Source organism: Caballeronia sordidicola (assembly GCF_000729995.1).
Lineage (GTDB): Bacteria > Pseudomonadota > Gammaproteobacteria > Burkholderiales > Burkholderiaceae > Caballeronia > Caballeronia sordidicola_A.
On the sequence record NZ_JNFG01000012.1, the window covers coordinates 97,003 to 121,183 of the forward strand.

Consider the following 24,181-nt stretch of genomic DNA (forward strand, 5'->3'; position numbering starts at 1 on the left):
TTTGGGAGTGGAGGTTGCTGCGTACAGGGCGGCCAGCGAGGTCGTGTTCTAGCGGACAGCTCCTCGCCCACGCGTGCTCCACGGGCTTCGAGCGGCGGTGGCGAAACCTGCAATGCTTAAGTATCCGGCGGTCATAACCATATCGGAATTGAATAATTCTCACGGGGGCGCGGCGTCGCTACTCTGGGCGCTGATTTCGCCCGCGAGGATTTATGCAGATGGATGGTTCCGATGTTTCCGCTGGACGGCGGCGCGTGTTGCGCTTGCTGAGTGCCGCGCCGGCTGCCGCCGCGCTTGGCGGTTTCGCGTCACAGGAGGCCAGGGCGGCGGATGCTGCGCTCGGTTCCGTCACGCTGGTGCTGGGCGATCAGGCGGGCGGCACGCGCGCGCTGGCCGAGGCGGCCAAGGTGTTCGACGGCACGCCGTATGCCTTCAAGTGGGCTAATTTCCAGGGTGCAGCGCCGCTCTTTGAAGCGCAGCGCGCGGGCGCCGTCGACCTGGCGCCTGCCGGTGATTTGCCGGTGCTGGCCGCCGCCGTTGGCGACCCGACGCTCAAGATAGTCGCGACGCGCGTGGGCTCCGGCGCGCAGTTGGGCATCCTTGTCGCGGCGGATTCGAAGCTGCGCAGCGTGGCGGATCTCAAGGGACGTACGGTGTTCGTTTCGTCTGCACGCGGCAGCATTTCGCAGTTCCAGCTCTACGGCGCGCTGGCTGAAGCCGGCCTCTCGCGCAATGATGTGTCGGTACGGTTTGTATTGCCGGTCGACGCGTTCACCGCGTTTGAATCGGGAAGTATCGATGTATGGGCGACCTTCGATCCGTACTTCGGGACCGCGGTTCAAAAGGGTGCGCGCGTGCTGAGGGATGGCACCGGGATCAATAGCGGTCTGGGTTTTGTGACGGCGTCCGGCACCGCGGCGGCCGATCCCCTGAAGCGCCTCGCTATAGCAGATGTGCTGCAGCGGTTGCAGCGCGCGGGCGATTGGGCGCTCGCCAATCCCGACGCTTACGCGCGTGTCTATTCGTCACTAACGCGCCTTCCTTTCGATGCCGCCAGGACCATTACCGCGCGATCCGCGTTGAAACAACGCTTTGTCGCGGACAACGATATTGTCGCGTTGCAGCGGGTTGCGGATATCGCTTTCCGCGATGCGATCCTGCCAAGACGGATCGATGTGCGTGCCATCTCGGATACGCAGATCGCCAAGGGCTGATGATGAAGGCGGTGCTCAATGCTCCGCCTTAACCACTCAGTGCCGGTTCAAGTCAATCAAGCAGATCGGGTTCGGCTTCGACCAGGCCTTCATACAAACTCTCGAACGAAAACAGCGCGCCTCCCGGGCGTCCGACGCGCTCGTGCGTCAACGCTGCCACATCATGTGGAATGCGCTGAGGCGTACCGGCGGCTTCGGCGAGCAGTTGCGTGTGGCACGCGTTATCCAGCGCGAGATACCACGAAACAGCCGCTTCGACCGTCGGACCCGCGGTCAGGATGCCGTGATTCTTCAGGATCACCGCTTTGCTCGAACCCAGCGCCTCGGCAATACGCGCGCCTTCCTTCGTGTCGAGCACCACACCCTGGAAATCGTCGAATAGTTCGTGATCCTCATAGAACGAGCAAGAGTCCTGCGTGAGCGGATCGAGCTTGCGACCCAGGGTCGACCACGCTTTTCCATACAGCGAATGCGTATGCGCCGCAGCAACAATATCCGGACGAGCCTCGTGAATGGCCGCGTGAATCGCAAACGCGGCCTGATTGACCGGCCCCTTGCCAACGACGATCTCGCCGTTGCTGTTCACCAGCAGCAAGTCGGACACCCGCATGCGTGCGAAGTGCCGCCCAAGCGGATTGACCCAGAAATGATCGGGCCATTCAGGATCGCGCGCAGTGATATGTCCGGCCAGGCCTTGATCGAAACCGTGACGGGCGAACAGGCGAAATGCACCGGCAAGCCGCTCCAGGCGATGCCTGCGTTCGGCTGCGGGTGTTGCCGGAGCCGGGACTTCGTCGAACCAGAATTTGCGGACGGGCGTGGCGTGCAGGGTGAGGCCGGGCGCGTCGGTGAGGGTGCTCATTGTCTTGATGTCCTTTGGCGTTCAAACGGCGTTCTGACTCGCCCCGATGAGCTTGTGCCGCCAGCGGCCAAGGCTAGTCCGGCGAGTATCCCCGGTGCGAACGGGTTGAGGGTTCAATCGATCGACACCGGTAAACAGTCTCAAAGGCTAGCACCCGGGCCCGCAAAGCTTAAATATCAAATGAAGATAACCATATCGATCGTGCATGGGCGGCGCCTCCTAAGCGCTTATCGATTCAAACGAAAACGTCCCTAGCGCCGTCCGTACTTCATCAAGCGTTTGCTGCGTGACCGCCTTGGCGCGTTGCGTTCCCTCCCTAAGCACGCTAAAGACGTATCCCGGGTCCTGGGCGAATCGTTCGCGCCGTTCCCGTATAGGGGCGATCAGCGCCTGCAGCTTGTCTTCCAACCGGTGTTTGAGGGCCATGTCGCCAAGCCCTCCTGCGCGATACGCCGCCTTCAGGCGTTCCACTTCGGCGCGGTCGTCATCGAATACGTCCAGGTACGTAAAGACCATGTTGCCCTCCACGGTTCCCGGGTCAGATGCACGCAGATGAATCGGATCGGTGTACATGCGTTTCACGGCTTCGCGTATGACGTCGGGCGAGGACGAAAGCGCGATCGAGTTGTTTTGCGATTTGCTCATCTTGGCTTTGCCGTCGACGCCGGGGAGGCGGCCCATCGTCGGGATCAATGCCTGGGCCTCCGGCAGGACGTCGATGCCCGCTTGCCGGTTGATGCGGCGAACGATCTCGTTGGTCTGTTCGATCAGCGGAGCCTGATCCTCTCCTACTGGAACGAAGTGAGCCTTGAATCCGGTGATATCGGCGGCCTGCGCTACGGGGTAGCATAAAAAGCCCGCTGGAATGTCGCGCCCAAAACCACGGGCCTGGATCTCTTCCTTGATCGTGGGATTGCGTTCGAGGCGCGCGACGGTGACGAAGTTCATGTAAAGCAGGGTCAATTCGGCAAGAGCCGGCAGGGCCGACTGGACGGAGAGGGTAGTCTTGTCCGGATCGATACCAACAGCCAGATAGTCCAGCGCCACTTCCAGTACATTGCGGCGCACCTTGCCCGGGTCATGAGCGTTGTCGGTCATGGCCTGGGTATCGGCGACGAGGAGGTATTGCGTGTGCGTTTCCTGAAGCTCGAGCCGGGTCTTCAGTGAGCCAACGTAATGGCCCAGATGGAGCGGGCCGGTAGGGCGGTCACCGGTCAGGACAGTGAGCCGCGGTGCGGATGACGGGGCGTCGTGCATATCGTGCGATTCGCGCATAGTCGGATTCTCTTGGAGAACCACCGCAGCACGAGCGAACCGGGAAATGAAACCATGTCGGCCGGACTGCGGCGGTCATGGTCATTAAAAAAGGCGTGACAATGCCGCTCCTTCAGGAGCGGCACCAGGTATGAGCAGTAGCGGAGTTGAGCGCGGACATGGCGTAAGAATGCCATAGAGCAGGGATTGCTGACAACGCCCCACGCCCGAACACGCTACCTGGCGAGCGCAACGCCCGCAGCGACAGAAGCGGTGTTGGCCATCCACCGCCTCCATCCGCCGAACGAGGTAATCTCGCGGGCACCTTCCAGCCCGAAGGTATCGCAGATGAAGCCGGTCTCCCAGCGGCCGTCAGAGAGTTCGACTTTGCCGAGCCCGAGAGGTGCGGGAATGCCAGTCAGGAACGACCCTAGTTCCGCGCTGGGGAGTTCCCACACCTCGACCTCGATAGCGGAGCCGTTCCCATCGGAAACGCGGGTCATCCCGGGCCGCGCCACTGCGCCTTCGATCGCAAACAAGCGGTAGCGAGGCGCGCTCAACGTGCGTTCAACGAGCCGGCCGCCGCGGTGAAGCAACTGCCAGTTCAAGGCGAGTCCGTCCATATGCGCACCGCAGACTACGATCCGCGCACGATCGGCATGAGCCTGTCGTGGTAGTGGCGTCAGATCGGGAGCACTGCCTCCCACAACAGGCAATCCATAACTCCGTTGCAATCGATCAGCTACGCTGAGTAAATATTGATCGGTGAACGGGCGTCCGAAGACCGTGACGCCCCAGGGCAGTTTATTCGCCATGAATCCAGCCGGAACCGCTACAGCCGCATAGTCCAGAAGATTGATGAAGTTGGTGTAGTACCCCAGCAAGGAGTTGGGGCCGATAGGGTCCGCCTCCAGTTCAGCCAGCGTAACGGGGCGAGGAACGCTCGGCGTCAGGACGAAGTCCAGCCCTCCGATGACGGCGTCGCAGACTTGCTTGAGCGCCTGAAGCTTGTACTGCGCGCGAAATGCATCGACGGCGGTCGTGCCGGGCGCTTTGGCGAGTACGTCACGAATCACGGGCAATACGGTGTCGGGCTGGGTCTCCATCAACTCTCCCGCGACGCTGTAACGCTCTGCGACCCACGGGCCTTCATAAAGCAGCCTGGCGGCTTCGGCAAACGGCGCGAAGTCTATTTCAACGGCGGTTCCCCCAGCGGCTTCCAGCGCCTTGCGGGCTTGTTCGAAAAGCGCGGGACTTTCAGCGCATCCCGCAAATTCAAGCGCCAAGGGTATGCCGAATCGAAATGCGGGTACCTCACCAAACGCACTTGCGTCATTGAACTGCGGGTTGGTGCGGCTATAGGCGTCGCGTGGATCCGGCCTCGCCGTGAGCGCCAGCAGTTCGCTGGCTTCTCGCGCGGTTGCGGTGAGGTAGGTCACGCAATCGAGCGTCCGGCAAGCTGGCACCACACCTGCTGTCGACAGCAGGCCCTTCGTTCCCTTCAGGCCGACGAGATTGTTCAATGCGGCGGGTACGCGGCCGGAGCCTGCGGTATCGGTTCCCAGGGCGAAACTTGCCACGCCTAAGGCCACCGCCAGCGACGAGCCCGCGCTCGATCCGCCCGCGGGGAAATCCGGATGCACGCTGTTACGGCACTTGCCATAAGGCGAGCGCGTGCCGTTGAGGCCGGTGGCGAACTGATCGAGATTGGTCTTGCCGATGGGCACAGCGCCAAGCGCAATCAACTGGGCAACGAGCGTAGCCGATTCGGCGGGGATATAGGCGAACGCGGGGCACGCGGCAGTGGTCGGGATTCCGGCGAGATCAATGTTGTCCTTGATCGCGAAGGGGATGCCATAGAGCGGAAGCGCGTCGATATCCCGCGTTTCCAGTGCATCCAGATAAGGCGCAATTTCGGCTTCGCTCAGTAAATGAATGAACAGATGAAACTCGGGATCGAGAGCGGCGGCTTTCGCGAGCAGTCCGGCAATCAGTTTGCGAGGCGTGGTTTCTTTTGCACGATAAGCGGCGCGCAGCGTTGACATGCGCAGGTCGAATGAAGACATTGTTTTTCCTGATCTGACTGGTTAAGACCGTTCGATGATTGCCACCCGCTGACCCGCACGCACGGGCGAACCCGGGGACACATACACATCGCCCACCGTCCCCGCACACGGCGCGCATACCGATATTTCCATCTTCATCGACTCGATGATAAGCAGTACGTCCCCCGCTGAAACGGTCTCGCCAGGCGTCACGCGAACCTGCCATAGATTGCCGGCGATCTCGCTGTCGACCGCCACCTGACCGTCTTCCAGCGGCGCAATTTCGGTGCTCTCGGGTACCGGCGCTTCGAGGCTTTCCTCTGACGCACCGGCTTCACGCCAACGCTCGCGCTCGGCCTGGAAGGCCGCTTGCTGGCGCTCGCGGAAGTGCGCTATGCCATCTGCCTCGCGGGTCAAGAATTCCTGATAACCGGCAAGAGACAACTCTGTCTCTTCGATCTTCAACGGATACCGCCCCAGCGGAAAATCTGCGCGGATGCGCATGAGTTCGTCCGCAGTGACTTCGTAGAAGCGAATCTGGTCGAAGAAACGCAGCAGGTAGGGGCGCCCAGCGAAATCCCTGATCTCGCGATAGCGATTCCACATCTGCAATGTGCGGCCGACGAACTGGTAACCGCCGGGCCCCTCCATACCATATACGCATAGGTACGCTCCGCCGATCCCCACCGAGTTCTCCGCGGTCCACGTCCGCGCGGGGTTGTATTTGGTCGTCACCAGCCGATGGCGCGGATCGAGCGGCGTGGCGACCGGTGCACCCAGGTAGACATCGCCGAGACCCATCACCAGATAACTCGCGTCGAACACGATTTGCTTTACCGCTTCGATAGAATCGAGGTCGTTCATTCGACGGATGAACTCGAGATTGCTTGGGCACCACGGCGCGTCCCGGCGCACGGTCGTCATGTATTTATCGATAGCGAGCCGGCACGCGGGATCGTCCCACGAGAGCGGCAGATGCACGACGCGTGATGGTGCGCGCAGATCCTTTTGCAGCAGTACCTCTTGCCATGTTTTCTCGATCTCGGCGATCAAGCGCTCAAGCGGCAGGCGTTCGGGCTGGTAGTGAATCTGCAGGGAACGAATGCCCGGCGTCAGGTCGATCACGCCCGGCAACGCGAGTGCTTCAAGCGACTGCATCAACGCATGGCCGCGAAAACGCAGTACGAGATCGAGTTCGGGCGGCCCGATTTCGAGCAGCAAATGCGTGTCGCCTGAGAGCCTTGCGACCAGCCGCGCGGCGTCGGTTCCGGTGTCGAGAACGATGGGTGACGTGAGCGGTTCGTGCGGAGAGTGGTCCACCACATGCTGGACTTCCAGCGTCTCCAGTTCATGCAGCCGGGCGGCTGCGGCCTCACGGGCCGCGTCGATCTGCACGGGTACGAAGCGCACTTTATCGCCGGCTTTGAGTTGCCCGATCTGCCAGAGATCCGCCTCGATGATCGTGACCGGACAAACGAAACCGCCCAGGCTCGGACCATCCGGTCCGAGAATCACAGGCATGTCCCCAGTGAAATCGATCGCACCGACCGCGTACGGGTTATCGTGAATATTCGATGGATGCAGCCCCGCTTCGCCACCGTCCTCGCGCGCCCATTCCGGCTTCGGCCCGATCAGCCGCACGCCGGTGCGGCTCGAATTGAAATGGATTTCCCATTCGGTCGCGAGGAACTGCGCGATATAACGCGGGCTGAAGTATTCAGGCGCGCCGTGGGGTCCGTAGATAACACGCAGCGTGCGCACGGAAGCCAGTTGAGGCACGAAGGGCAGGGCGGCGCCTGCGCTGACATCGGTCAGGGGATTGAGATGGAGCACGTCGCCTGCACGAAGCGCGCGGCCGCCGTGACCGCCGAACTGGCCGAGTGTAAACGTGCTGCGGCTGCCGAGATACATTGCCACATCGAAGCCGCCGCGCACGCACAGGTAAGCCCGCGCGCCCGCGCCGCGAATCGTGCCCAGCGCAAGGGTCGAACCGGCGGGAATGAATAGCGTGGTATGCATCGGCTGTTCGACGTCATCGAGCAATACGGACAAGCTCGCACCCGTGACGGCGACAACGGCGTCGGTGTTGAAGCGCAAGGCCGGACCGCTCATGGTGATCTCAAGCGCGGCAGCGTCAGTATCGTTCCCCAGCAAGCGGTTGCCGAGCCGCAGCGCGCGATCATCCATTGGTCCCGATGGCGGAATGCCGACCGCCCAGTAGCCGAGCCGCCCCGGATGATCCTGTACGGTGGTTTGCGTGCCGCCGCTCACCACCTCTATCGTGCTCGCGCGATACCGCAGTCCTTCAAGGCAGCGTGTCCACGGTTGTCCGGAAGCGAACGGCGTGTCATCGATAATCTGGCGCAGGTAGTCGCGGTTCGTCTCCACGCCATAGAGGCGCGTGTCATGCAACGCATTGGCGAGAGCACGGCGGGCTGCATCACGCGTCGGGGACCACGCGATGACCTTCGCCAGCATCGGGTCGAAATAAGGCGGCACTTCGCAACCCGCTTCAATCCACGTATCGATGCGTAGCGAACGGCCGTCGGCAGGAGGGAACACAACGTCGGTCAGGAGGCCCGGGCTCGGCTTGAAATCGCGGCCCGGGTCTTCTGCATAAACACGCGCCTGGATCGCGTGGCCGGCAGGCTTGAGTGCCGCGGCCAGATCAGCCAAGGGGGCAAGCGTGCCCGCCGCCAGTTCGATCATCCAGCGCACCAGGTCAACTCCCCAGACCTGTTCGGTGACGCCATGCTCGACCTGCAAGCGCGTGTTCACTTCGAGGAAATAGAACTGTTGCGCGGCGCTGTCGTAGACAAATTCGACCGTGCCCGCCGAGCGGTACTCCACCGCTTTGGCGAGTTTGATCGCGGCTTCGCAAAGCGCTTCCGACATGCCGTCCGGCAGACATGGCGCGGGTGTTTCCTCCAGCACCTTCTGGTTACGCCGCTGCACGGAGCAGTCGCGTACGCCGAGCGCTATCGCGTTGCCGCGGCCATCGCCGAACACCTGGACTTCGAGATGCCGTGCCCGCTCGATGTACTTCTCGATGAACACGCCCGCATCACTGAAGTTGTTCTGGCCGAGGCGCTTCACCACATCGAAATTCGCACCGAGTTCAGTGGCGTTCCAGCAGACACGCATGCCGATGCCGCCACCGCCCGCGGTGCTTTTAAGCATGACCGGGTAGCCGATCTTGCCGGCGGCCTGCAGCGCAGCGTTCACGTCTTCGAGAAGACCCGTGCCTTCGAGCATCGGTACGCCTTGTTCCGCTGCGATCGCGCGGGCCGTGTGCTTCAAGCCGAAGGCGCGAAGTTGCGCCGGCGTGGGTCCGATAAACGCAATGCCCGCTGCTTCGCACGCTTCACCGAACTCCGCGTTCTCCGAGAGAAAACCGTAGCCTGGATGGATCGCTTGCACGTTCTCGCGGCGCGCGATGTCGAGGATCTTGGCTGCGTCCAGATAGGTGGCCGATGCCGGCCCGTCGCCGAGACCGCGAGCAATCGTTGCCTCGCTGACATGCAGGCTGGCACGATCCGCCTCGGCATAGACCGCGACACCTTCCACATCGAGAGCGCGAAGGGTTCGAAGGATGCGGCACGCTATGGCGCCGCGATTAGCGATAAGGACTTTATCGAACATGAGGGATGGCGGATACGTGGGCGGGCCGTCCCGCCACGGGGAAATGCATGCCGCGGTCGTCCGCGGCAAAACGCGTTCAGCGCGTCGTCAAAGCAAGCTTTTACTTGAACCCAAGTTCTTCTCGCGTGCGAGTGCAGCAGCGACCCGAGCGCACGAGCAAAACGAAATAGAGCAAGTCTCGCCACTTCGTCAGTTCCATATCAGCAACTCCGCGGGCGTGGGGTTGTAGGCGTTGCAAGGGTTGTTCAGTTGCGGGCAGTTGGAGATCAGCACGATCACATCCATCTCCGCGCGCAGTTCCACGTATTTACCCGGCGCCGATATACCGTCTTCGAAGCTGAGGCCGCCTTCGGACGTAACCGGCACGTTCATGAAGAAATTGATGTTCGCGCCAATGTCCTGTTTCGACAGACGTCCGTCGTGCGCACAGGCTCGCAGGTAGTTGTCGCGGCAGCTATGCATGTAGCGTTTTTCCAGCGCATAACGCACCGTGTTGCTCTCCTGGGCGCACGCGCCGCCGAGCGTGTCGTGACGGCCGCAGGTGTCCGCGACAAGGGTGAGCATTGGATTGCCGAGGTTTGAATAGAGCACGGTTCCCGTGGTGAGATACAGGCTCTGCTGGCGCCGCAGCGTGCGTTGCGGATCGAAGCGTTCACGCGGATCGGCGAGGCTATAGAACAACGTATCGACCGCTTGATTGCCTTCAAGATCCAGGATGCGCAGAGTCTGGCCGGCTTTCACTTCGTGAAGCCACGGTTCCCCGGCTGCAAGCGTTTCACGGAAGACAGCGTGTTCGGGAAGTTTGTCGCTGACTGTAAGCGATGTAGTCATGGTGTCAGGTCCGCTTAGAGAAAGAACCGATCGGTGTTGATAAAACCACGCACGTTTTCTTCACACGAGGTACGGCAGAATTCGGCGACCTGTCGATCCGCCTGTGCGAGCGAAAGCTTGACCGGCTTGGGCGCATAGTCGGGATTCGGGTCGAGCGGATGTTGGATCGCCGTCAGCACGAAGAGCGTGTTCATCGGGGCATAGAGTTCGACATAGTCGCCAGCCTTGGAATTGCCCGGGACGAAATTCAGCGCGCCTTCGCCTGTGACATCGACACGGCTGAAGAGGTTGAGCGTCATCAGCAGGTCGGAGATGGAGAGTCCCCATTTGCCGAGTTCAACCAGCAGGTTGTCCGTGCCATTGCGATAAAACGCGTTACGTAGTTCCTGATAGCGGCCCACGCCGTATTGATTGTTCACCTCGTCGGCGTTGGAGACACCGCCCAGGGCGTCGTGCCAGCCGCATGTGTCGGCGACGATGGCGGCGAGCACGCGGCCCATATCGGAGTACAGGCAGTGGCCGGCGGTCAGCTTCGCGGTGTGCTGGCACTTCAACGTATCCGGGAGATTCAGCCGTTCGCTTTTCTCTGTCGCGTTGATGAGCATGAGACTGACGTTAGCTTCGCCACGCAAGTCGGTAAGACGCAGGCATTGACCGCGTTTCACGATCAGCGAAGCATGCCCGCCGCCTGGGACGGTTTCTTCCAGTAGCCAATCCATCTTGGGTTTCCTTTAAACCGGGATCACGTCCGCGCGCAAAGCGCCTTGCACAGCGGCTTGCGCCACGTGAAGGGACGACGCTGAATCGCGGCTGTGATCGAGTGGAATGTTGTAGGTGATACGGGCGCCGTATGCACCCGGTGCATGAGGATCGACGCGTACCTTGTCGAATACGAGCACACGGCTGCCGAGCGTGAAGCCTTCTTTCAGATCGTGCGTGACCATGAAGATCGTCAGGTTGGATTCGCGCCAGAGGCCTAGCAGCAGTTCGTGCATGTCCCGGCGGATACCGGGGTCGAGTGCACCGAAAGGTTCATCGAGCAAGAGCACGCGTGGTTTCATCACCAGCGCTTGTGCGATTGCCAGACGCTGCTGCATGCCGCCCGAGAGTTGCTGCGGGTACTTGTCCAGCGCAGAGCCAAGGCCGACGCGTTCGAGCATGGCGACCGCTTCGTCCAGCGCCGCGCGGCGGCGCGCACCGAACAGCCTGCCGGTGAACTTCGCCTGGGGTAGTTCCAGCCCGAGCAGGACATTGCGTACCACGCTCAAATGTTCAAATACCGAGTAGCGCTGGAACACCACGCCGCGATGTTCATCCGGCTCGGCGGGCAAGAGCAGTCCGTCGAGCAGGATCTCGCCGCGTGTCGCCTTTTCCTGGCCCAGCAGGAGGCGCAGGAACGTGGACTTGCCGCAACCGGACGCCCCGACCATCGAACAGAATTCGCCTTCGGCAATGCTCAGGTTCAGCCGCTCCAGTACGACCTGGTCGCCGTAGTTTTTCCATACGTTGCGGACTTCGATCATCGCGCGCCTCCGCCGTACCACGGGAACATCCAGTGCGTCAGGCGTCTCAGCGCTTCGTCCATCAGCCATGCGAGCAGCGTGATCCACATTACGTACGGGAGGATCACATCCATCGCCAGATAGCGGCGTACCAGGAAGATGCGATAGCCGAGGCCATCGGTTGAAGCAATGGCTTCAGCCGCAATGAGAAACAGCCACGCGGAGCAAAGCGACAGCCTCATGGCGACCAGGAGACGCGGCAGCAACTGCGGCAGGATCACGCGCAGGATCAAAGTCCAGCTCGTCGCTCCAAGTGTCTGCGCTTTCACCCACAGCTCGGCCGGAATCTCGCGGGTGCGTGACTGCAGGTCGCGAATGATCATCGGCGTGATGCCGATCACGATCAGCACGACCTTCGACAACTCATCCAGTCCGAACACGATGAACAGGATGGGCAGCACCGCGAGTGGCGGGATCATGGACAGCACCGTAATGAACGGCGAGAACGTCGCGCCCACCAGCGGAAGCGCGCCTGTTGCGATCCCCGCGACCAGCGCAATAGCCGCGCTGACCGCGAGTCCGATACCCAGCCGCCTGAGGCTCGACACCGTGTCGTCCCACAACAGGTATTCGCCGGTGCGCTTGTCTTCCATGAACGCGACCTGTTTGATGGCATCGCTCATTTGCGTCGCGCTGGGCAACAGCTTGTCGTCGGGATTGACCTTTAGCCGCAGCGACGATCCGGTGAAATAGATCGCTACCAGCACGATGAACGGCAGCAACAGCAGCATGAGGCCGCCGCTTCGGCTGGGATGTCGATTGATCAGTCGCATAGCGCGCGCCTTGATTAAAGTTTAGAGCTTGCCTGCGGCCGCCATCGCGACATACGTCGGATCGAAGCGCAGCTTCACGTTGCTCTTGCTGCCGATCACGACACCTTTGTCGAACGCCATGCCGACCGCATCCGCGCTTGGTGCGCCCTGACCCAGCAGGCCGTGATCGAACGAGAATTTGGCGACGCGCGTCATGATCACTGGCAGGTTCGGGCTGTTGACAAAATCGAGTGCGGCTTGCGGCGTGTAGAAGAGGGCGGTGGTGGAGAGCTGGCCCTTGAAGCCCGCGAGATCGGTGCCGGATGACTTGGCCATCGCGCTCAGCGCCGCCGTGCTGCCGGGGCTGTTTGCGTGCATCAGCGCAACCATCTCGAACCACGCGCCGGTGAGCGCCTTGCCGAGCGCCGGGTTCTCCTGCAGCGTCTTCGTGTTGACGACCATCATGTCCATGATTTCGCCGGGGATCTTGCTGGAATCGAAGACTTCAGTGACGTTCGGCTGAGCCTTGAGGTCGGCGAGCATCGGGTTCCAGGTCACGGCCTGCTGGACTGTGGGTGTGGCGAATGCCGCCGAGATATCCGCGTCTGAGGTGTTCACGACCTTGAGGTCGCGCTCGCTCATGTGGGCGCTTTCGAGTGCGCGTGCGAGCAAGTAATGCGAGACGGAGAACTGGACCAGGTTGATCTGCTGGCCCTTGAGGTCCGTGAGCTTCTTGCCCTTGCCCTTGATGAGCACGCCGTCGTTGCCGTTCGAATAATCGCTGACGATCAGCGCAGTGGAATCAACGCCGCCCGATGCGGGAATGGTCAGCGCATCCATGTTCGTCATCGCGCAGCCGTCGAACTTGCCCGCGGTGTATTGATTGATGGATTCGACGTAGTCGTTAAGCTGAACGACATCCACATTGATGCCGTATTTCTTGGCCCATTTGGAGACAATGCCCTGGGTCTTGGCTTCACCCCACGGCATCCAGCCTGCATAGATAGTCCAGCAGACCTTGAAGTCCGTGCGGCCGGCGGCGAATGAGGGGGTGGAGGCGAGGGTGACGAGAGAGACGGCGGCGATGCCGAAAAAGCGAACAAGCTTACGCATGAGTGTGACCTCGAGGGGACGGTTAGCGGACGGCCAGGAGCAGCGCGAATATCGCGTTCTCTCCCGGGCTTTTATCCCGCCGTGTAACCTCGCCTGAGGTCGACAACTCTCGGACCAGCACCCGCTTGACTAAGCCAAGCAGGCCGGAACCCTAGTCATCCATTTCCAGATTGTGTGCTTTGACCGGATGCTGCGCCGGCTCCTTGCATTTTCTACTAAGCGATAAGCGTGCCATCAGCCCGAGCGCTTGTTTGTCAAAGACCTGGCTTTACACATGTGCTCAAGTTTGGGCCTTGGTGCACCGCACTAAAGCACCTCACGCACAATGCTCGTGCATGGGTAGCGCCGTATACAGGCAGCGTTATTTCTTTACTGCGATTTCTTTTCGAGGCGCATGGCGCGTGGCGAGTCCGTCATCACTGCGTCAATGCCGAGCTCGGAGGCGGCTGCGTACGCGTCGGCCGAGTCGACTCCGAACGCGACGATCTTCACGTCCCCGTTGGTCTTGAAGCATTTGACGGCCGCTGGCGTCCACCACCGCGCATCCACTTTCGACACGCCGGTCCCCAGTGTGAAGTGCTCGATCACTTCAACCTGACGATGCAGCTCGATCCCCACCCAGCTTCCAGCAGGAGGCGGGTTGTCGCAGGTTCCGCCGAGCGAGAGATCGACCAGACGATCACGCGTCGCATCGCGCGTCTCGAACACCTGTGCCTGGCGGTGCGCCTTCATCAACTGGATGGCTTCGGAGTCGGTGGAATACAGGCGCACGCGGGACCATGCGTTCGCGTCATCCAGAACCCGGGCGACCGCTTCGACCAGTGGTGCGGCGGGTGTCTGCTTCATGTCGAGCATGATTGGTACATTACGCGGCACCGTGTCCAGTGCTTCACGCAACGTGGGGATTCGTAGAGGCTTGGCACGGTACGGGTAGATGAGTTGTCCCGAGGCGTCCTTGCGGCTGAATGAATAACCCGCGTTGAGTTTTCGAAGGTCGTTGAGCGTGATCTCGTCAAGGTGGCCCTGTCCTTCTGTCAGCGAGCTCAAATCCGCCGGGCGATAGAGCACGGGAACACCATCCTTAGTGACCTGGACAGTCATCCAGAGCGCGTCAGCGCCATTCTCAAGTGCCGTGGAACGCTTGTAGCGTATTTTCCGGTGTGTCCCCGGTGCCGCCCCGATGCGCGACGATAAACGGCGCGGCAAGCGCAGGCGACAGCGGGAGCGCGGTGACGATCGCCAGTGCAAGCGTGGCGACGCCCAAGCACGCAGGCCGCGCAATTCGGATCGACCGAAGAGGTGTTATTCCCGTCGGCTTAAAATCAGCATGGGTTGCTCGTGTCATTATTTTGTCATCCGTAGTCCAAAGGAAGTGACTTTATATATGGCATGAATTGCTGTATTGAGCCGGCGCAAAAACTTGCTTGCTTCCCTGGCTCACCCAGGACGCGTCCGCTTCTTACTGCTTTTGGTGCAAATTTGATAAGCATCGTGGTTATTAGTCTGATGATTTAATAATCATATGATTTATATCGGTAATTTTTTTCGATGGATCAAAGTATTGTTGAAAATGGCCGCATCAATTCAACAAAAGCGCAAATACTACTCGCCTATCACAAACTGTTACGCGTTCCGATGCAACTGCTACTGACAAAAAATGTTTCATCGATGTAACATCAAATCGAGTCGTTGGAGTATTAATTGTTTGCGTGCAAGCTCTTCGAACAGGTCCGTTTATCGCGTAGTGACTCAACTAATAAGGATCACTTAGCGCCCCGCTCGGCGCAATAGCGTTCCTTTGCCTGTTCCGGCCGCCTTTGCCTGGCGCTCGGTCGATACCGGTCACGTCACCAAGGTAATTGCGAACGCGACCTCGGGCTGGCTGCATTTTGGCTTCCTCGCGGGTCGGATGATCGGCATGCAGCCGGACGGCAGCAAGGGTCATCCGAAGATCTGGCCCCATGTCATCCAGTGACATTGGTATCAGGACGGCGGTGACTTCGAGATCGCCATTGGCACGTCTGGCACTTACAACGTGATCGCGAAGCTGAAGTCCACGTACAACGTGCCGATTATTTTCACCGAAATCGGCTCCAGTCCGGACCAAAGCACGGCGGCGCAGCAGACGTACATCACGAAGACCATCGCGGAGCTCGTCGCAGCCAAAGCCACCTGCAACGTGGTCGGCGCCAACTGGTACGAGCTGTACGACGACCCGAACGATGCGTTCGGCGCGATCGCCTGAAAAAATCGGAACGGAGAAGCGAAGTGAACACTTGGATCATTGCATCGGGCTTGCGGCCCGTAAGCGCGCTCGGCAGCTTGGCCGCAGGACTGGCATTTAGCCTGCTTCCCGTATCGCCGGCACACGCGGCGCTCGGTGGCGCGCCCATGACGCCGCCCACCGGCGCCACCGTCAGCAACGCCGTCACGCATGCAGCGACACCCGCAGCGACACCCGCAGCCGCGTCGGCATCGGCTGCATCGGCGAGTTCCTATACCGTTTCCACCTCGACGCTCCCCGTCGGCACGGTGGTGAACGAGTATGTCGGCGCGGACGGCGTGGTGTTCGGCGTTGCGTGGCAGGGCCCGAGGATCCCCGATCTACCGAAGCTGCTCGACAGCTATTTTCCGCAATACGTGCAAGGCATCCAGAATCAGCGCGCCAATGGCGGCGGCCGCGGCCCCGTGAGCGTAACGGGCAGCGCTTTGGTGGTCCGCTCCGGCGGTCACATGGGCTCGTTCGCCGGTCAGGCTTATCTGCCACCGGCGTTGCCCGTCGGCGTCAGCCCCAGCGATATCAAATAACGGATGGAGACTTTTACTATGCGTCCGACCGTTTCCTCGTCGCGTTCATCCCTGCGTTCGGGCCTGCCCCGCTGGCTCGCCGCGATAAGCCTTTCAATTTTGCTTGCCGCCTGTGGCGATGGAAGCAGCGGTTCCGACAGCGGTTCCGTCAGCAGTTCCCTCATCAGCGGCAGTTCCGGCAGTACGTCCGGCGCGCAGCCGATTGCAGCCACTGCGTCGAACACGGTCCCCATCACGGTCGGATCCGGGGCGCAGAACTTCGTCAATATCCCGAATGTGACCGTCACCGTGTGCGCGCCCGGCACTAGCAACTGCCAAACTATCGACAACATTCAGGTTGATACAGGTTCTTACGGCTTGCGGCTTGCCAGCGACGCGGCGGCGCAGATTGTCGGCAGCTTGCCGATAAACGCGTCGACGAACGGCCGCCAATTAGCGGAATGCACGCAATTCGCTAGTGGCTTCACCTGGGGTACTGTGCGTAGCGCCGACGTGAAGATCGGTGGTGAAACAGCCAGCGGCATTCCGATACAAGTGGTGGGTGATCTAGCCGACTCGACGGTGCCAGCTAACGACTGCATTAACGGCAGCAGCGAGAACACCTCGCGGCAAATTGGCGCGAACGGGATTCTCGGCGTGGGCGTTGCGCCGACCGACTGCGGCGTGACGTGTACGAACGTCGCGACCAGCAACTACTATTCGTGCACGGCTGGCACTAACTGCACGGCCATTGCAGTGGCGCTCGCCGATCAAGTCGTGAATCCGGTCACAAAGTTCGCCGTGGACAACAATGGTGTGATCGTGCAATTGCCACCGGTGGCGACTGCCGCGGCGTCTGTGACGGGCACGCTGGTGTTTGGCATAGGCACACAGGGCAATAACGCACTGACGGACGCGACATTGTTCAGCTCGACTGAATTCGGCGATCTAACCGGCACTTACAAGGGCGCGGCAGTCACGACTATCGTCGACTCGGGTTCGAACGGCCTGTACTTTACCGATAGCTCGTTGCCAGCCTGTGCGTCGACCTTTTACTGCCCTGCGAGCCCTCAAGCACTGTCTGCCACGATCAGCGGGCTGAGCGGCACCACGGGCACGGTGAATTTCACGGTGAACAATGCGCAGGCGCTCGCGGCCGGCGGCACGGACTACGCGCTTAACGGACTGGCGGGAAGTCTCAGTTCGTCCCCCACGCTGTTCGACCTCGGGTTGCCGTTCTTCTTCGGACGGCATGTGTACGTCGGCTTTGCGACTGCGTCAAATTCGCCGTACGTGGCGTTTTAAGCGGCTCTGTTGCAATAGGGCGTTCCGCACATGATGTGCGGAACGCCATGAATGACTGCGGCGCCGCCCGAGTGTCGATCCTTACCGCGACAAAACCGGATTTCGTCTTAGTGGCGCAGAGATGAGATTTGTCCGGTGCGGTAACATCGGTGCCTGAATCCAGATCTCTTAAGACTCGCCCCATGACGATGTCACTCGCACTCGACCCCAAGTTCTGCAATCTGCTGACGGACAGCCACCTCCGGGTGGTCGGTGCACCGTTGCTCGATCGGCAAGTCTTGCAGGCCGATGCCGCACGATGGTTATACGAAGATGCGCCGTTTTGTGTAGTCGCGCACAACACGGACGCCGACCCGCGGTTTGTCTATGCAAACCGGGCGGCGCAGCAATGTTTCGAATATAGCTGGGACGAAATGACGGCGCTGCGCTCCCGCTTATCCGCGGAACATCCTAATCGTGAGGAACGCGACGGTTTGCTTGAATCGGTGCGAACCAAGGGCTATGCAAGCGGATACCGTGGCCTGCGTATAGCCAAGTCGGGACGGCGCTTCTGGATCGAGAACGTGACGGTCTGGAATCTCGTCGATCGTGAAGGAACCTATTGCGGGCAGGCCGCGACTTATCGGCAGTGGAAGGACGTTTAAGCGGGTCCCGGCATTAGCCCTGTATTTTCTGCTTGGCCGATCTTTGACCGTTAGCACGTACATAAGATCCAATCCACGCGATCCCTCTTCCGATCGCCGCAATCAGGGCATATCGCTGCACGGGTACGCTAACAATCCCGTTGACCACCGAAGATCCTACCGCCTGGATTTCCACGAACGTGTCGTAAGGCAGCACATGGCATTCGCCTTCCTCTAAGTCGACCGCTACGGGAGACGTCAGGTTCAAAAGCCAGTTCAAAGCCGGATCACGGTAAGTCAATCGAAGCACGCCATCGATGGCGACAAGCTGCGTTCCAGCACGCCGATATCGGCCGCTAAATTGACCGGGGTAGAAACATTGCCTGATCGCTTGCATGAGGGCACCTTCTCCGTCTGTCTGGATTTTCGTCAAGCCCTCCACGAACGGGCTTAATCACGGCTCAAGCTTAGTGATGCACTTCGCTTGGCGACAGATTCAGGGCTGTACAATCTGTTGCGCAACAGATCCGCTATTACCCATCTGTTTCCGTCCAATTTGCCGGCGTCTGTATCTGGCGCGAGCGACGGGTTACCCGCAGCATCTGCACAATGACCATGTCCATTGAAACGCCGCCGCGCGACCTGCCCATGGCGGGCGAGCCGCTATATGAGCGCCTGGCCGAGCACTACCGCCGCGTGATTGCCTCAGGGACGCTCGTGCCGGGCGATCGCATGCCGTCCGTCAGGGCGTTGATGCTTAGGCATCAGGTGAGTCTCTCGACGGCGCTGCAGGTCTTCCGGCGACTCGAAGATGCGGGCTGGCTGCAAGCTAAACCACGCTCCGGATATTTCGTTCGCCGACGGACGGCGCCGGCCTTGCCCGGTGTCGATGAACCGGAGAACACATCAGCTCCAATGCAAGCGCAGTTCGTCGGTCTGCACGAATCCATTTCGAAGGTGATTTCGCAAGCGCAGCGGTTTCCCGAAGCGCTGAACCTGGGTGGAGCAACGGCCGCGGCATCGCTTTATCCGACTGCGCGGCTGCAAGCGCTGACCATAAGAATCCTGCGGCACCAGCCGACGCTGCTCACGGAAGCCGGAGGAGAAACAGCTGGGGCGGTGTTTCGACAAGCCATTGCAAAACGCGCTCTTTCAGCGGACATGATGCTTTCGCCCGATGAAGTGATTGCTACGACAGGCGGGGTGGAGGCGGTTAACCTGGCGCTGCGTGCGGTCACTCAGGCAGGCGATACAGTCGCAATTGAATCCCCGGCGTTCTTTGGCTTATTGCAGATTATCGAAAGCCTCGGTTTGCGTGCGCTCGAGATTTCCACTAGCCCGACAACCGGGATGTCGCTCGAAGCGCTGGAAATGGCGCTGCTCGCTTATGGGAATATCAAGGCCGTGGTGGTCGTGCCGCATTTGCAGAATCCACTGGGCAGCGTGATGCCCGATGAACGGAAGGCCGGGCTCGTCCGGCTTTGCGCGCGGCATAGGGTTGCGTTGATCGAGGACGAGCCGTATAGGGAACTGCTTGATGACGCTGCACAGAACAAGCCTCTTAAGGCATGGGACCGCGATGGCGGCGTGATTCATTGTGCATCGTTGAATAAAGTCCTGGCGCCAGGTTTGAGGCTAGGCTGGATGGCGTCGGGGCGATGGCACGAGCGCGTCAAGATGCTTAAGTTTGCACAGAGCCGCAACAACGAAAGCCTGCCTCAGCTCGTTGCCGCGGAATTCATGGGGTCCGGAGCGTACGACCGGCATCTCTTTCAGTTGCGGGAGCGATTGCGAACGCAGCGGGAAGCTACCGCCAATGCTATCGCGCGTTATTTCCCAACGGGCACGCGGCTTAGCGTGCCAGTTGGCGGCGTACTGCTTTGGGTTGAGCTGCCGCCCGGTACGGATTCGGGCCGGCTTTTCGAAGAGGCGCTGACGCAGGGCATTCGCATTGCGCCTGGGACCATATTTTCCAATTCACAGCGCTTTGCTTCGTTCATCCGTTTGAGCTGTCCGCAGCCATTCGATCAAAACCTGGACGATGCATTGCAGCAGCTTGGAAGGCTGGCTAGCGAATCGTCTTGACTTGTGATTTAGCCGCTGTCTAAAATTCGGTCATTGTCATAAATCGGGTGAATGCCTTGGACACTTGTAGTCGTCAACCTTCGGATTGTTTAGCTGTCTGACCGGCAGGACCCCGCGCTTGAATTCCTAGCCGCCGTCTTGCCAGCAGGCAGGCGGTGCGCGTCGCAGTACTTTTCCCGTGCATCTCTAATAGCGCCAATCAGCCGCAGCAGTTGTCTGTGCCTGAGCGGAGCCGTGCCGCCGGCACCTGTCCAACAGAGTAGTTTGACCACTGTCATCTGACTGTCACACGCAGACAATACGGTTGGCCGCGCCGGCATTGCGCCGGCGCGGCCATTGAGAGTGCTTGAGCGGTCATCGTCAGGCAACGCATGCGAACATTACAAATCAAAGAATTGCTTCATGATCTACGAGTACATCCTTCCTTTGATAGCCGCTTTGTCGTGCGGTATCGCCATCGGTCTGGAAAGACAGATGCGGCAGCGAACGGCCGGCCTGCGCACCATCACGCTGGTGACCAGTGGCGCCTGCCTGTTCGTGATCCTCGGCGCCATGACCGGCAACGGAACCACGAGCGTGACGCAAATCGCGGCCTATGTGGTGTCCGGCGTCGGCTTCCTGGGTGGCGGCGTCATCATGCGCGAGCAGGGCGCAATTCAGGGGATCAATACGGCGGCCACCTTGTGGTGCTCGGCGGCCGTTGGCGTTCTTTGCGGGGCGGAACACTATGGGCCCGCCATCGCGGGGACCCTGGTGATCCTGTTCACCAACACCGTGCTGCGTGAGATCGGGCGCGCAATCAATACTGCGCCGGTGGCGTCCGCCGACCTCGTGCGCAAATACGTGCTGACGGTAGTCTGCCGCGCGGAAGATGAAGTGAATATCCGGGCGTTGATCACCAACTCGATGGTCTCTGCACCGCTGTCGTTCCAGGGACTGAGCAGCACGGATGTCGACGACGATTCGGGGCGAGTGGAAGTGATCGCAACGCTCGAAACGCATCCGAAGTATCAATCAAAGGTCGAGGCCGTTGCGAGCCGGCTCAGCATGGACAAGGGCGTATCGAGCGTTAGCTGGGCCGCGCTCGATACCGTGCCCGACCCTGATTGATGCGGCGCATGCCCACACGTGTGGGGCATGGCATGGGTTTTGAAAGGATGCATCGGTAGTATCCGGGGCAGCGATGCTTGTGCGTACCCATACAAGCGCGCGATGAGCGGGTGCTCGCATCATCGATGCATCGCTTCACCCCATTAAAGGTAGCAGATGAGTACTTATGTGTTGTTGGCTTGCGGGTTCGGGACAGGACTAGCGATTGCAATCTGGGGAATATTCGACGCGCTGAAGCATTCCCGGCGCGAATCGCAAGAGCACGAGCACGAGCACGAGGACAAGCACAATAAGCACGCCCATTCAGCGGGCGATAAACCCAGGCAGTAAATACCCGCACCCGCGGCGCAAGACGTTCATCCTGATGTAAGCCCTTGCCAACCGCCGCCAAGCGCCTTCAATAACAACACGCTTGCATCAAGCCTACGGGCATCTATCTGGTCGGCAGTACGCTGGTTCGTCAACGCGATAGTCTGTGCGGTCACCACATCGAGGTAGCTCACTGCACCCGCCTGAAACCGGTTGGTCGTCAGCTTCAATGCAAGCCCGGCAGCGGACGTCGCGCGTTGCTGGCTGGCGGCTTCGCTCTGAAGTGACTGCAGTGCCGACAAATTGTCCTCGACCTGTTGAAACGCCACGAGCACAGTCTGCCGGTAATCGGCGACCGAGCCGTCGTACTGCGAGTTGGCGCTTTTCAACGAGGCCTCGCGTTTGCCGCCGTCGAACAAAGTGCCGACCAGTTGCGGACCGATCGACCAGAAGAGACTGGGGGCGCTCAGCCACGGCGCAAAGAACGTGCTTTCGAGTCCGGCGCTCGCCGACAGCGCGAGATCGGGAAAAAACGCGGCATGCGCTTCGCCGATTTGTGCATTGGCCGCAAATACGCGTCGTTCGGCAGCGGCGATATCGGGGCGGCGTTCGAGAAGCTGCGAGGGCAGGCTGGGAGGAATAGAGGGTACAACGAAGGATTGCGGCTTGGCCGCAATGGAGAACGTCGATGCGGGTTCGCCGATCAACGTAGCAATCGCGTGCTGAAGCTGTGCGCGTTGAACATCGATATCCGTGTCCTGTGTCCGCGTACTTTCCAGTTGCGTCGAGGCCAGCGCGACCGCCGATGCATCGATCGCCCCATTCTTCAGTTGCTGGTTGAGGATACGCAGCGCGTCGGCATAGGCGTTCACGGTGTCGTCGAGGAGTTTCTTTTGCGTATCGAGTGAACGCAGGTCGAAGTAGTCGACGGCCAGGTCGCTGGTCATCGAGAGGCGCACCGCTTCAAGATCGGCCTCGCTTGCAGCCGCGTTCGCTTGCGCGTTGACGGTCGCATCTTTTACACGGCCAAACAGATCGGGCTCCCACGAAGCGCTCAAGCCGGTTGAGTAGTCGGGAATGGTCTTGCCCGCCAGCGAATGGCCCTGCACGTTCTGCGATGTACGGAACCGGCTCTCGGACGCGCCCGCGGTCACGGTCGGGAAGAAGCCGGCGCGCTGATAGTCGACCAACGCACGTGCCTGCTGCAATTGCGCGACCGCTTTCTTTACGGTCTGGTTCGAGACATCGATACGGCTTTCGAGTTCGTTCAACTGCGGGTCGCCGAAGACGGTCCACCATGGGCCGCGCGGCTGGGTATCGGCAGGCGTGGCGAGCGCCCAGCCTGCGGCGCCGGCATAGTGCGCCGGTACGGAGATGTCCGGCTTCTGGTACGCAGGCAAGGTGGAGCAAGCGCTAAGTGCAACGCCCAAACAAATGACCAAGGTCTTGCGGGCGAGGGCGGAGGGCGACATGAGCATGAGCACGATCCTCAGGAAGCGGACGAAACGATCTGCACCGGCTCGCCCGGGGTGATAGCGTCGCCCGGATTGTCGATGACGCGATCGGTGGCCGTGAGCCCGGTCGTGACTTCCACGTGGGTGCCGAAATCCCGTCCGACGCTCACCGTCTTAAGCGCGGTTTTACCCGTGCTGTCGACAACTGCAACGGTCACGCCATTGGGTCTGAATAGAAGTGCACTCACCGGCAGGTCGAGTGCGGGGCTGGCGTTCTGCAAGGCCAGATGGACCTGCGCGTAGGCGCCGGGCATGAGCGAGCTGTCGCGGTTGTCGACATCCACTTCCACGTGCAGGGTGCGGCTGACCGGATCAATCGCACCGGCACTGCGCGCGACTTTCGCGGCGAAGCGCCTGCCTGGATATTGCTGGACGCTCAGATAAACCTCGGTGCCCGGTGTGACATAGGGCGCATCGTTTTGCGGCACATCGACGAACACTCGCAACGTGTCTGTCTGCTCCACATGAAAGAGTTCACCGGGCATGGCGGCCAGACCAGGCGAACCGCCCGCCGTGACCAGCGCACCCACGTCCACGTTGCGCGCCGTCACCACGCCGTCGAAGGGTGCGCTCACCTTCTCGTATGACACAAGCTCTGAGAGACGTTGCACATTGGCCTGCGCGGACTGCAGCATGGCGAGCTTTGCCTGCATGTCGCTGACCTTTGTGTCGGTGTCCTGTTGCGAGACCGACTGTGTCTTCAGCATGTCCTGCCAGCGTTGCGCGCTGACTCGGGCGTAGTTGAAATTGGCTTGCGCCGTCGCTGCGTCGGCACGGGCCTGGCGAAGCTGTGCATCGAGCTCCGGTGTCTGGATGACGGCCAGCGTTTGCCCTGCCTTCACCCTGGCGCCAATGTCGGCGTACCAGTGCTCGAGATAACCGCTCGTGCGGGCGTAGATCGAGGCATCGGCGTAGGGCATCACCGAGCCGGGCAGCAGGAGTTCCTGGACCGCAGGCGCACTGTGCGGCTTGATGACCGAAACACTGAGCGCATGTTGCGCAGCGGCTTGCGAGGTCAGCGCGGTGCTGGCGTGCAGTCTCGGAACAATGCCGATAACAAGCAACGCGGCAGCAATAGCGCCGAATGCCAGCGGCATCATGAAGCGTCGCCGCGTTGAACGCTTGGTGGCCGTCTCACTGGCCGACGCCGGTAGTTCGTGCATATCGTTGTGA

The 24,181-nt window shown here is 60.7% G+C and carries 20 protein-coding genes, 1 pseudogene and 1 riboswitch; of the genes and pseudogenes, 7 read left to right on the forward strand and 14 right to left on the reverse strand.

The features are described 5' to 3' along the window. The first annotated feature begins 212 nt into the window (after nucleotides 1–212). On the forward strand, nucleotides 213–1,214 hold the full coding sequence (locus tag FH08_RS0113670; RefSeq protein WP_031358860.1) for an ABC transporter substrate-binding protein: 1,002 nt from the start codon (nucleotides 213–215) through the stop codon (nucleotides 1,212–1,214). A gap of 52 nt (nucleotides 1,215–1,266) precedes the next feature. Here the strand turns inward: FH08_RS0113670 and FH08_RS0113675 are convergent, their stop codons facing one another. From FH08_RS0113675 to FH08_RS53370, 11 genes are all read right to left on the reverse strand, one after another. Further along, entirely contained in the window at nucleotides 1,267–2,076 is an 810-nt protein-coding gene (locus FH08_RS0113675) for a class II aldolase/adducin family protein (protein WP_031358861.1), read from the reverse strand. Nucleotides 2,077–2,295: 219 nt separating this feature from the next. Continuing rightward, on the reverse strand, nucleotides 2,296–3,333 hold the full coding sequence (gene trpS / locus FH08_RS0113680) for a tryptophan--tRNA ligase (RefSeq protein ID WP_031358862.1): 1,038 nt from the start codon (nucleotides 3,331–3,333) through the stop codon (nucleotides 2,296–2,298). A 233-nt stretch (nucleotides 3,334–3,566) separates the two neighbouring features. Next, nucleotides 3,567–5,396, reverse strand: a complete 1,830-nt coding sequence (atzF, locus tag FH08_RS0113685; protein WP_031358863.1) for an allophanate hydrolase — start codon at nucleotides 5,394–5,396, stop codon at nucleotides 3,567–3,569. 21 nt (nucleotides 5,397–5,417) lie between these two features. Next, the gene (gene uca, locus FH08_RS0113690) at nucleotides 5,418–9,017 is read right to left on the reverse strand and encodes an urea carboxylase (protein WP_031358864.1); all 3,600 of its coding nucleotides are present in this window, start codon (nucleotides 9,015–9,017) and stop codon (nucleotides 5,418–5,420) included. A 189-nt stretch (nucleotides 9,018–9,206) separates the two neighbouring features. Continuing rightward, nucleotides 9,207–9,848, reverse strand: a complete 642-nt coding sequence (locus FH08_RS0113695; protein WP_031358865.1) for an urea amidolyase associated protein UAAP2 — start codon at nucleotides 9,846–9,848, stop codon at nucleotides 9,207–9,209. 14 nt (nucleotides 9,849–9,862) lie between these two features. Further along, a complete protein-coding gene (locus FH08_RS0113700; protein WP_031358866.1) occupies nucleotides 9,863–10,567 on the reverse strand; it encodes an urea amidolyase associated protein UAAP1 in 705 nt (234 codons plus the stop codon). 12 nt (nucleotides 10,568–10,579) lie between these two features. Continuing rightward, complete coding sequence (locus FH08_RS0113705) at nucleotides 10,580–11,371, reverse strand: ABC transporter ATP-binding protein (RefSeq protein ID WP_031358867.1); 792 nt, start codon at nucleotides 11,369–11,371, stop codon at nucleotides 10,580–10,582. Continuing rightward, complete coding sequence (locus tag FH08_RS0113710) at nucleotides 11,368–12,183, reverse strand: ABC transporter permease (protein WP_031358868.1); 816 nt, start codon at nucleotides 12,181–12,183, stop codon at nucleotides 11,368–11,370. Before FH08_RS0113710 ends, FH08_RS0113705 begins: the two co-directional genes overlap by 4 nt. A 21-nt stretch (nucleotides 12,184–12,204) precedes the next feature. Then, nucleotides 12,205–13,275 carry a putative urea ABC transporter substrate-binding protein gene (locus FH08_RS0113715; protein ID WP_031358869.1) on the reverse strand — a complete coding sequence of 357 codons (1,071 nt, stop codon included), beginning with the start codon at nucleotides 13,273–13,275 and terminating at the stop codon, nucleotides 12,205–12,207. A gap of 58 nt (nucleotides 13,276–13,333) precedes the next feature. Further along, nucleotides 13,334–13,441, reverse strand: a riboswitch (guanidine-I (ykkC/yxkD leader). A 203-nt stretch (nucleotides 13,442–13,644) separates the two neighbouring features. Next, nucleotides 13,645–14,376, reverse strand: coding sequence for a glycerophosphodiester phosphodiesterase family protein (locus FH08_RS48405; RefSeq protein WP_235210355.1), 732 nt, complete (start codon nucleotides 14,374–14,376; stop codon nucleotides 13,645–13,647). 22 nt (nucleotides 14,377–14,398) lie between these two features. After that, on the reverse strand, nucleotides 14,399–14,620 hold the full coding sequence (locus FH08_RS53370; RefSeq protein ID WP_235210356.1) for a hypothetical protein: 222 nt from the start codon (nucleotides 14,618–14,620) through the stop codon (nucleotides 14,399–14,401). 477 nt (nucleotides 14,621–15,097) lie between these two features. On the opposite strand from FH08_RS53370, the pseudogene FH08_RS53375 reads away from it, so the two are divergent. The 4 genes and pseudogenes from FH08_RS53375 to FH08_RS0113745 all read left to right on the forward strand — a co-directional run. Beyond that, nucleotides 15,098–15,514: pseudogene (locus FH08_RS53375) on the forward strand (beta-glucosidase); the annotation flags it as partial. 29 nt (nucleotides 15,515–15,543) lie between these two features. Beyond that, on the forward strand, nucleotides 15,544–16,083 hold the full coding sequence (locus FH08_RS0113735; RefSeq protein WP_419178001.1) for a DUF2844 domain-containing protein: 540 nt from the start codon (nucleotides 15,544–15,546) through the stop codon (nucleotides 16,081–16,083). An 18-nt stretch (nucleotides 16,084–16,101) separates the two neighbouring features. After that, nucleotides 16,102–17,367, forward strand: a complete 1,266-nt coding sequence (locus FH08_RS0113740) for a DUF3443 domain-containing protein (RefSeq protein ID WP_051888260.1) — start codon at nucleotides 16,102–16,104, stop codon at nucleotides 17,365–17,367. 182 nt (nucleotides 17,368–17,549) lie between these two features. Then, the gene (locus FH08_RS0113745; protein ID WP_031358873.1) at nucleotides 17,550–18,011 is read left to right on the forward strand and encodes an MEKHLA domain-containing protein; all 462 of its coding nucleotides are present in this window, start codon (nucleotides 17,550–17,552) and stop codon (nucleotides 18,009–18,011) included. Nucleotides 18,012–18,024: 13 nt separating this feature from the next. Here FH08_RS0113745 and FH08_RS49495 read toward each other — a convergent pair whose 3' ends face one another. Next, on the reverse strand, nucleotides 18,025–18,387 hold the full coding sequence (locus tag FH08_RS49495; RefSeq protein WP_051888261.1) for a hypothetical protein: 363 nt from the start codon (nucleotides 18,385–18,387) through the stop codon (nucleotides 18,025–18,027). Between the two features lie 212 nt (nucleotides 18,388–18,599). On the opposite strand from FH08_RS49495, the gene FH08_RS0113755 reads away from it, so the two are divergent. Together FH08_RS0113755 and FH08_RS0113760 are read left to right on the forward strand one after the other, a co-directional pair. Next, entirely contained in the window at nucleotides 18,600–20,075 is a 1,476-nt protein-coding gene (locus FH08_RS0113755) for a PLP-dependent aminotransferase family protein (protein WP_031358875.1), read from the forward strand. A 402-nt stretch (nucleotides 20,076–20,477) separates the two neighbouring features. Further along, nucleotides 20,478–21,185 carry an MgtC/SapB family protein gene (locus FH08_RS0113760; RefSeq protein WP_031358876.1) on the forward strand — a complete coding sequence of 236 codons (708 nt, stop codon included), beginning with the start codon at nucleotides 20,478–20,480 and terminating at the stop codon, nucleotides 21,183–21,185. A gap of 356 nt (nucleotides 21,186–21,541) precedes the next feature. Here the strand turns inward: FH08_RS0113760 and FH08_RS0113770 are convergent, their stop codons facing one another. Then, the gene (locus tag FH08_RS0113770) at nucleotides 21,542–22,972 is read right to left on the reverse strand and encodes an efflux transporter outer membrane subunit (protein ID WP_031358877.1); all 1,431 of its coding nucleotides are present in this window, start codon (nucleotides 22,970–22,972) and stop codon (nucleotides 21,542–21,544) included. Between the two features lie 11 nt (nucleotides 22,973–22,983). After that, on the reverse strand, nucleotides 22,984–24,171 hold the full coding sequence (locus FH08_RS0113775; RefSeq protein WP_235210363.1) for an efflux RND transporter periplasmic adaptor subunit: 1,188 nt from the start codon (nucleotides 24,169–24,171) through the stop codon (nucleotides 22,984–22,986). Nucleotides 24,172–24,181 lie beyond the last annotated feature (10 nt).

Coding starts and splice junctions, on each gene's coding strand:
- FH08_RS0113670 (WP_031358860.1), top strand. CDS start 213: ATGCAGATGGATGGTTCCGATGTTTCCGCTGGACGGCGGCGCGTGTTG.
- FH08_RS0113675 (WP_031358861.1), bottom strand. CDS start 2,076: ATGAGCACCCTCACCGACGCGCCCGGCCTCACCCTGCACGCCACGCCC.
- trpS (WP_031358862.1), bottom strand. CDS start 3,333: ATGCACGACGCCCCGTCATCCGCACCGCGGCTCACTGTCCTGACCGGT.
- atzF (WP_031358863.1), bottom strand. CDS start 5,396: ATGTCTTCATTCGACCTGCGCATGTCAACGCTGCGCGCCGCTTATCGT.
- uca (WP_031358864.1), bottom strand. CDS start 9,017: ATGTTCGATAAAGTCCTTATCGCTAATCGCGGCGCCATAGCGTGCCGC.
- FH08_RS0113695 (WP_031358865.1), bottom strand. CDS start 9,848: ATGACTACATCGCTTACAGTCAGCGACAAACTTCCCGAACACGCTGTC.
- FH08_RS0113700 (WP_031358866.1), bottom strand. CDS start 10,567: ATGGATTGGCTACTGGAAGAAACCGTCCCAGGCGGCGGGCATGCTTCG.
- FH08_RS0113705 (WP_031358867.1), bottom strand. CDS start 11,371: ATGATCGAAGTCCGCAACGTATGGAAAAACTACGGCGACCAGGTCGTA.
- FH08_RS0113710 (WP_031358868.1), bottom strand. CDS start 12,183: ATGCGACTGATCAATCGACATCCCAGCCGAAGCGGCGGCCTCATGCTG.
- FH08_RS0113715 (WP_031358869.1), bottom strand. CDS start 13,275: ATGCGTAAGCTTGTTCGCTTTTTCGGCATCGCCGCCGTCTCTCTCGTC.
- FH08_RS48405 (WP_235210355.1), bottom strand. CDS start 14,376: ATGACTGTCCAGGTCACTAAGGATGGTGTTCCCGTGCTCTATCGCCCG.
- FH08_RS53370 (WP_235210356.1), bottom strand. CDS start 14,620: ATGACACGAGCAACCCATGCTGATTTTAAGCCGACGGGAATAACACCT.
- FH08_RS0113740 (WP_051888260.1), top strand. CDS start 16,102: ATGCGTCCGACCGTTTCCTCGTCGCGTTCATCCCTGCGTTCGGGCCTG.
- FH08_RS0113745 (WP_031358873.1), top strand. CDS start 17,550: ATGACGATGTCACTCGCACTCGACCCCAAGTTCTGCAATCTGCTGACG.
- FH08_RS49495 (WP_051888261.1), bottom strand. CDS start 18,387: ATGCAAGCGATCAGGCAATGTTTCTACCCCGGTCAATTTAGCGGCCGA.
- FH08_RS0113755 (WP_031358875.1), top strand. CDS start 18,600: ATGACCATGTCCATTGAAACGCCGCCGCGCGACCTGCCCATGGCGGGC.
- FH08_RS0113760 (WP_031358876.1), top strand. CDS start 20,478: ATGATCTACGAGTACATCCTTCCTTTGATAGCCGCTTTGTCGTGCGGT.
- FH08_RS0113770 (WP_031358877.1), bottom strand. CDS start 22,972: ATGCTCATGTCGCCCTCCGCCCTCGCCCGCAAGACCTTGGTCATTTGT.
- FH08_RS0113775 (WP_235210363.1), bottom strand. CDS start 24,171: ATGCACGAACTACCGGCGTCGGCCAGTGAGACGGCCACCAAGCGTTCA.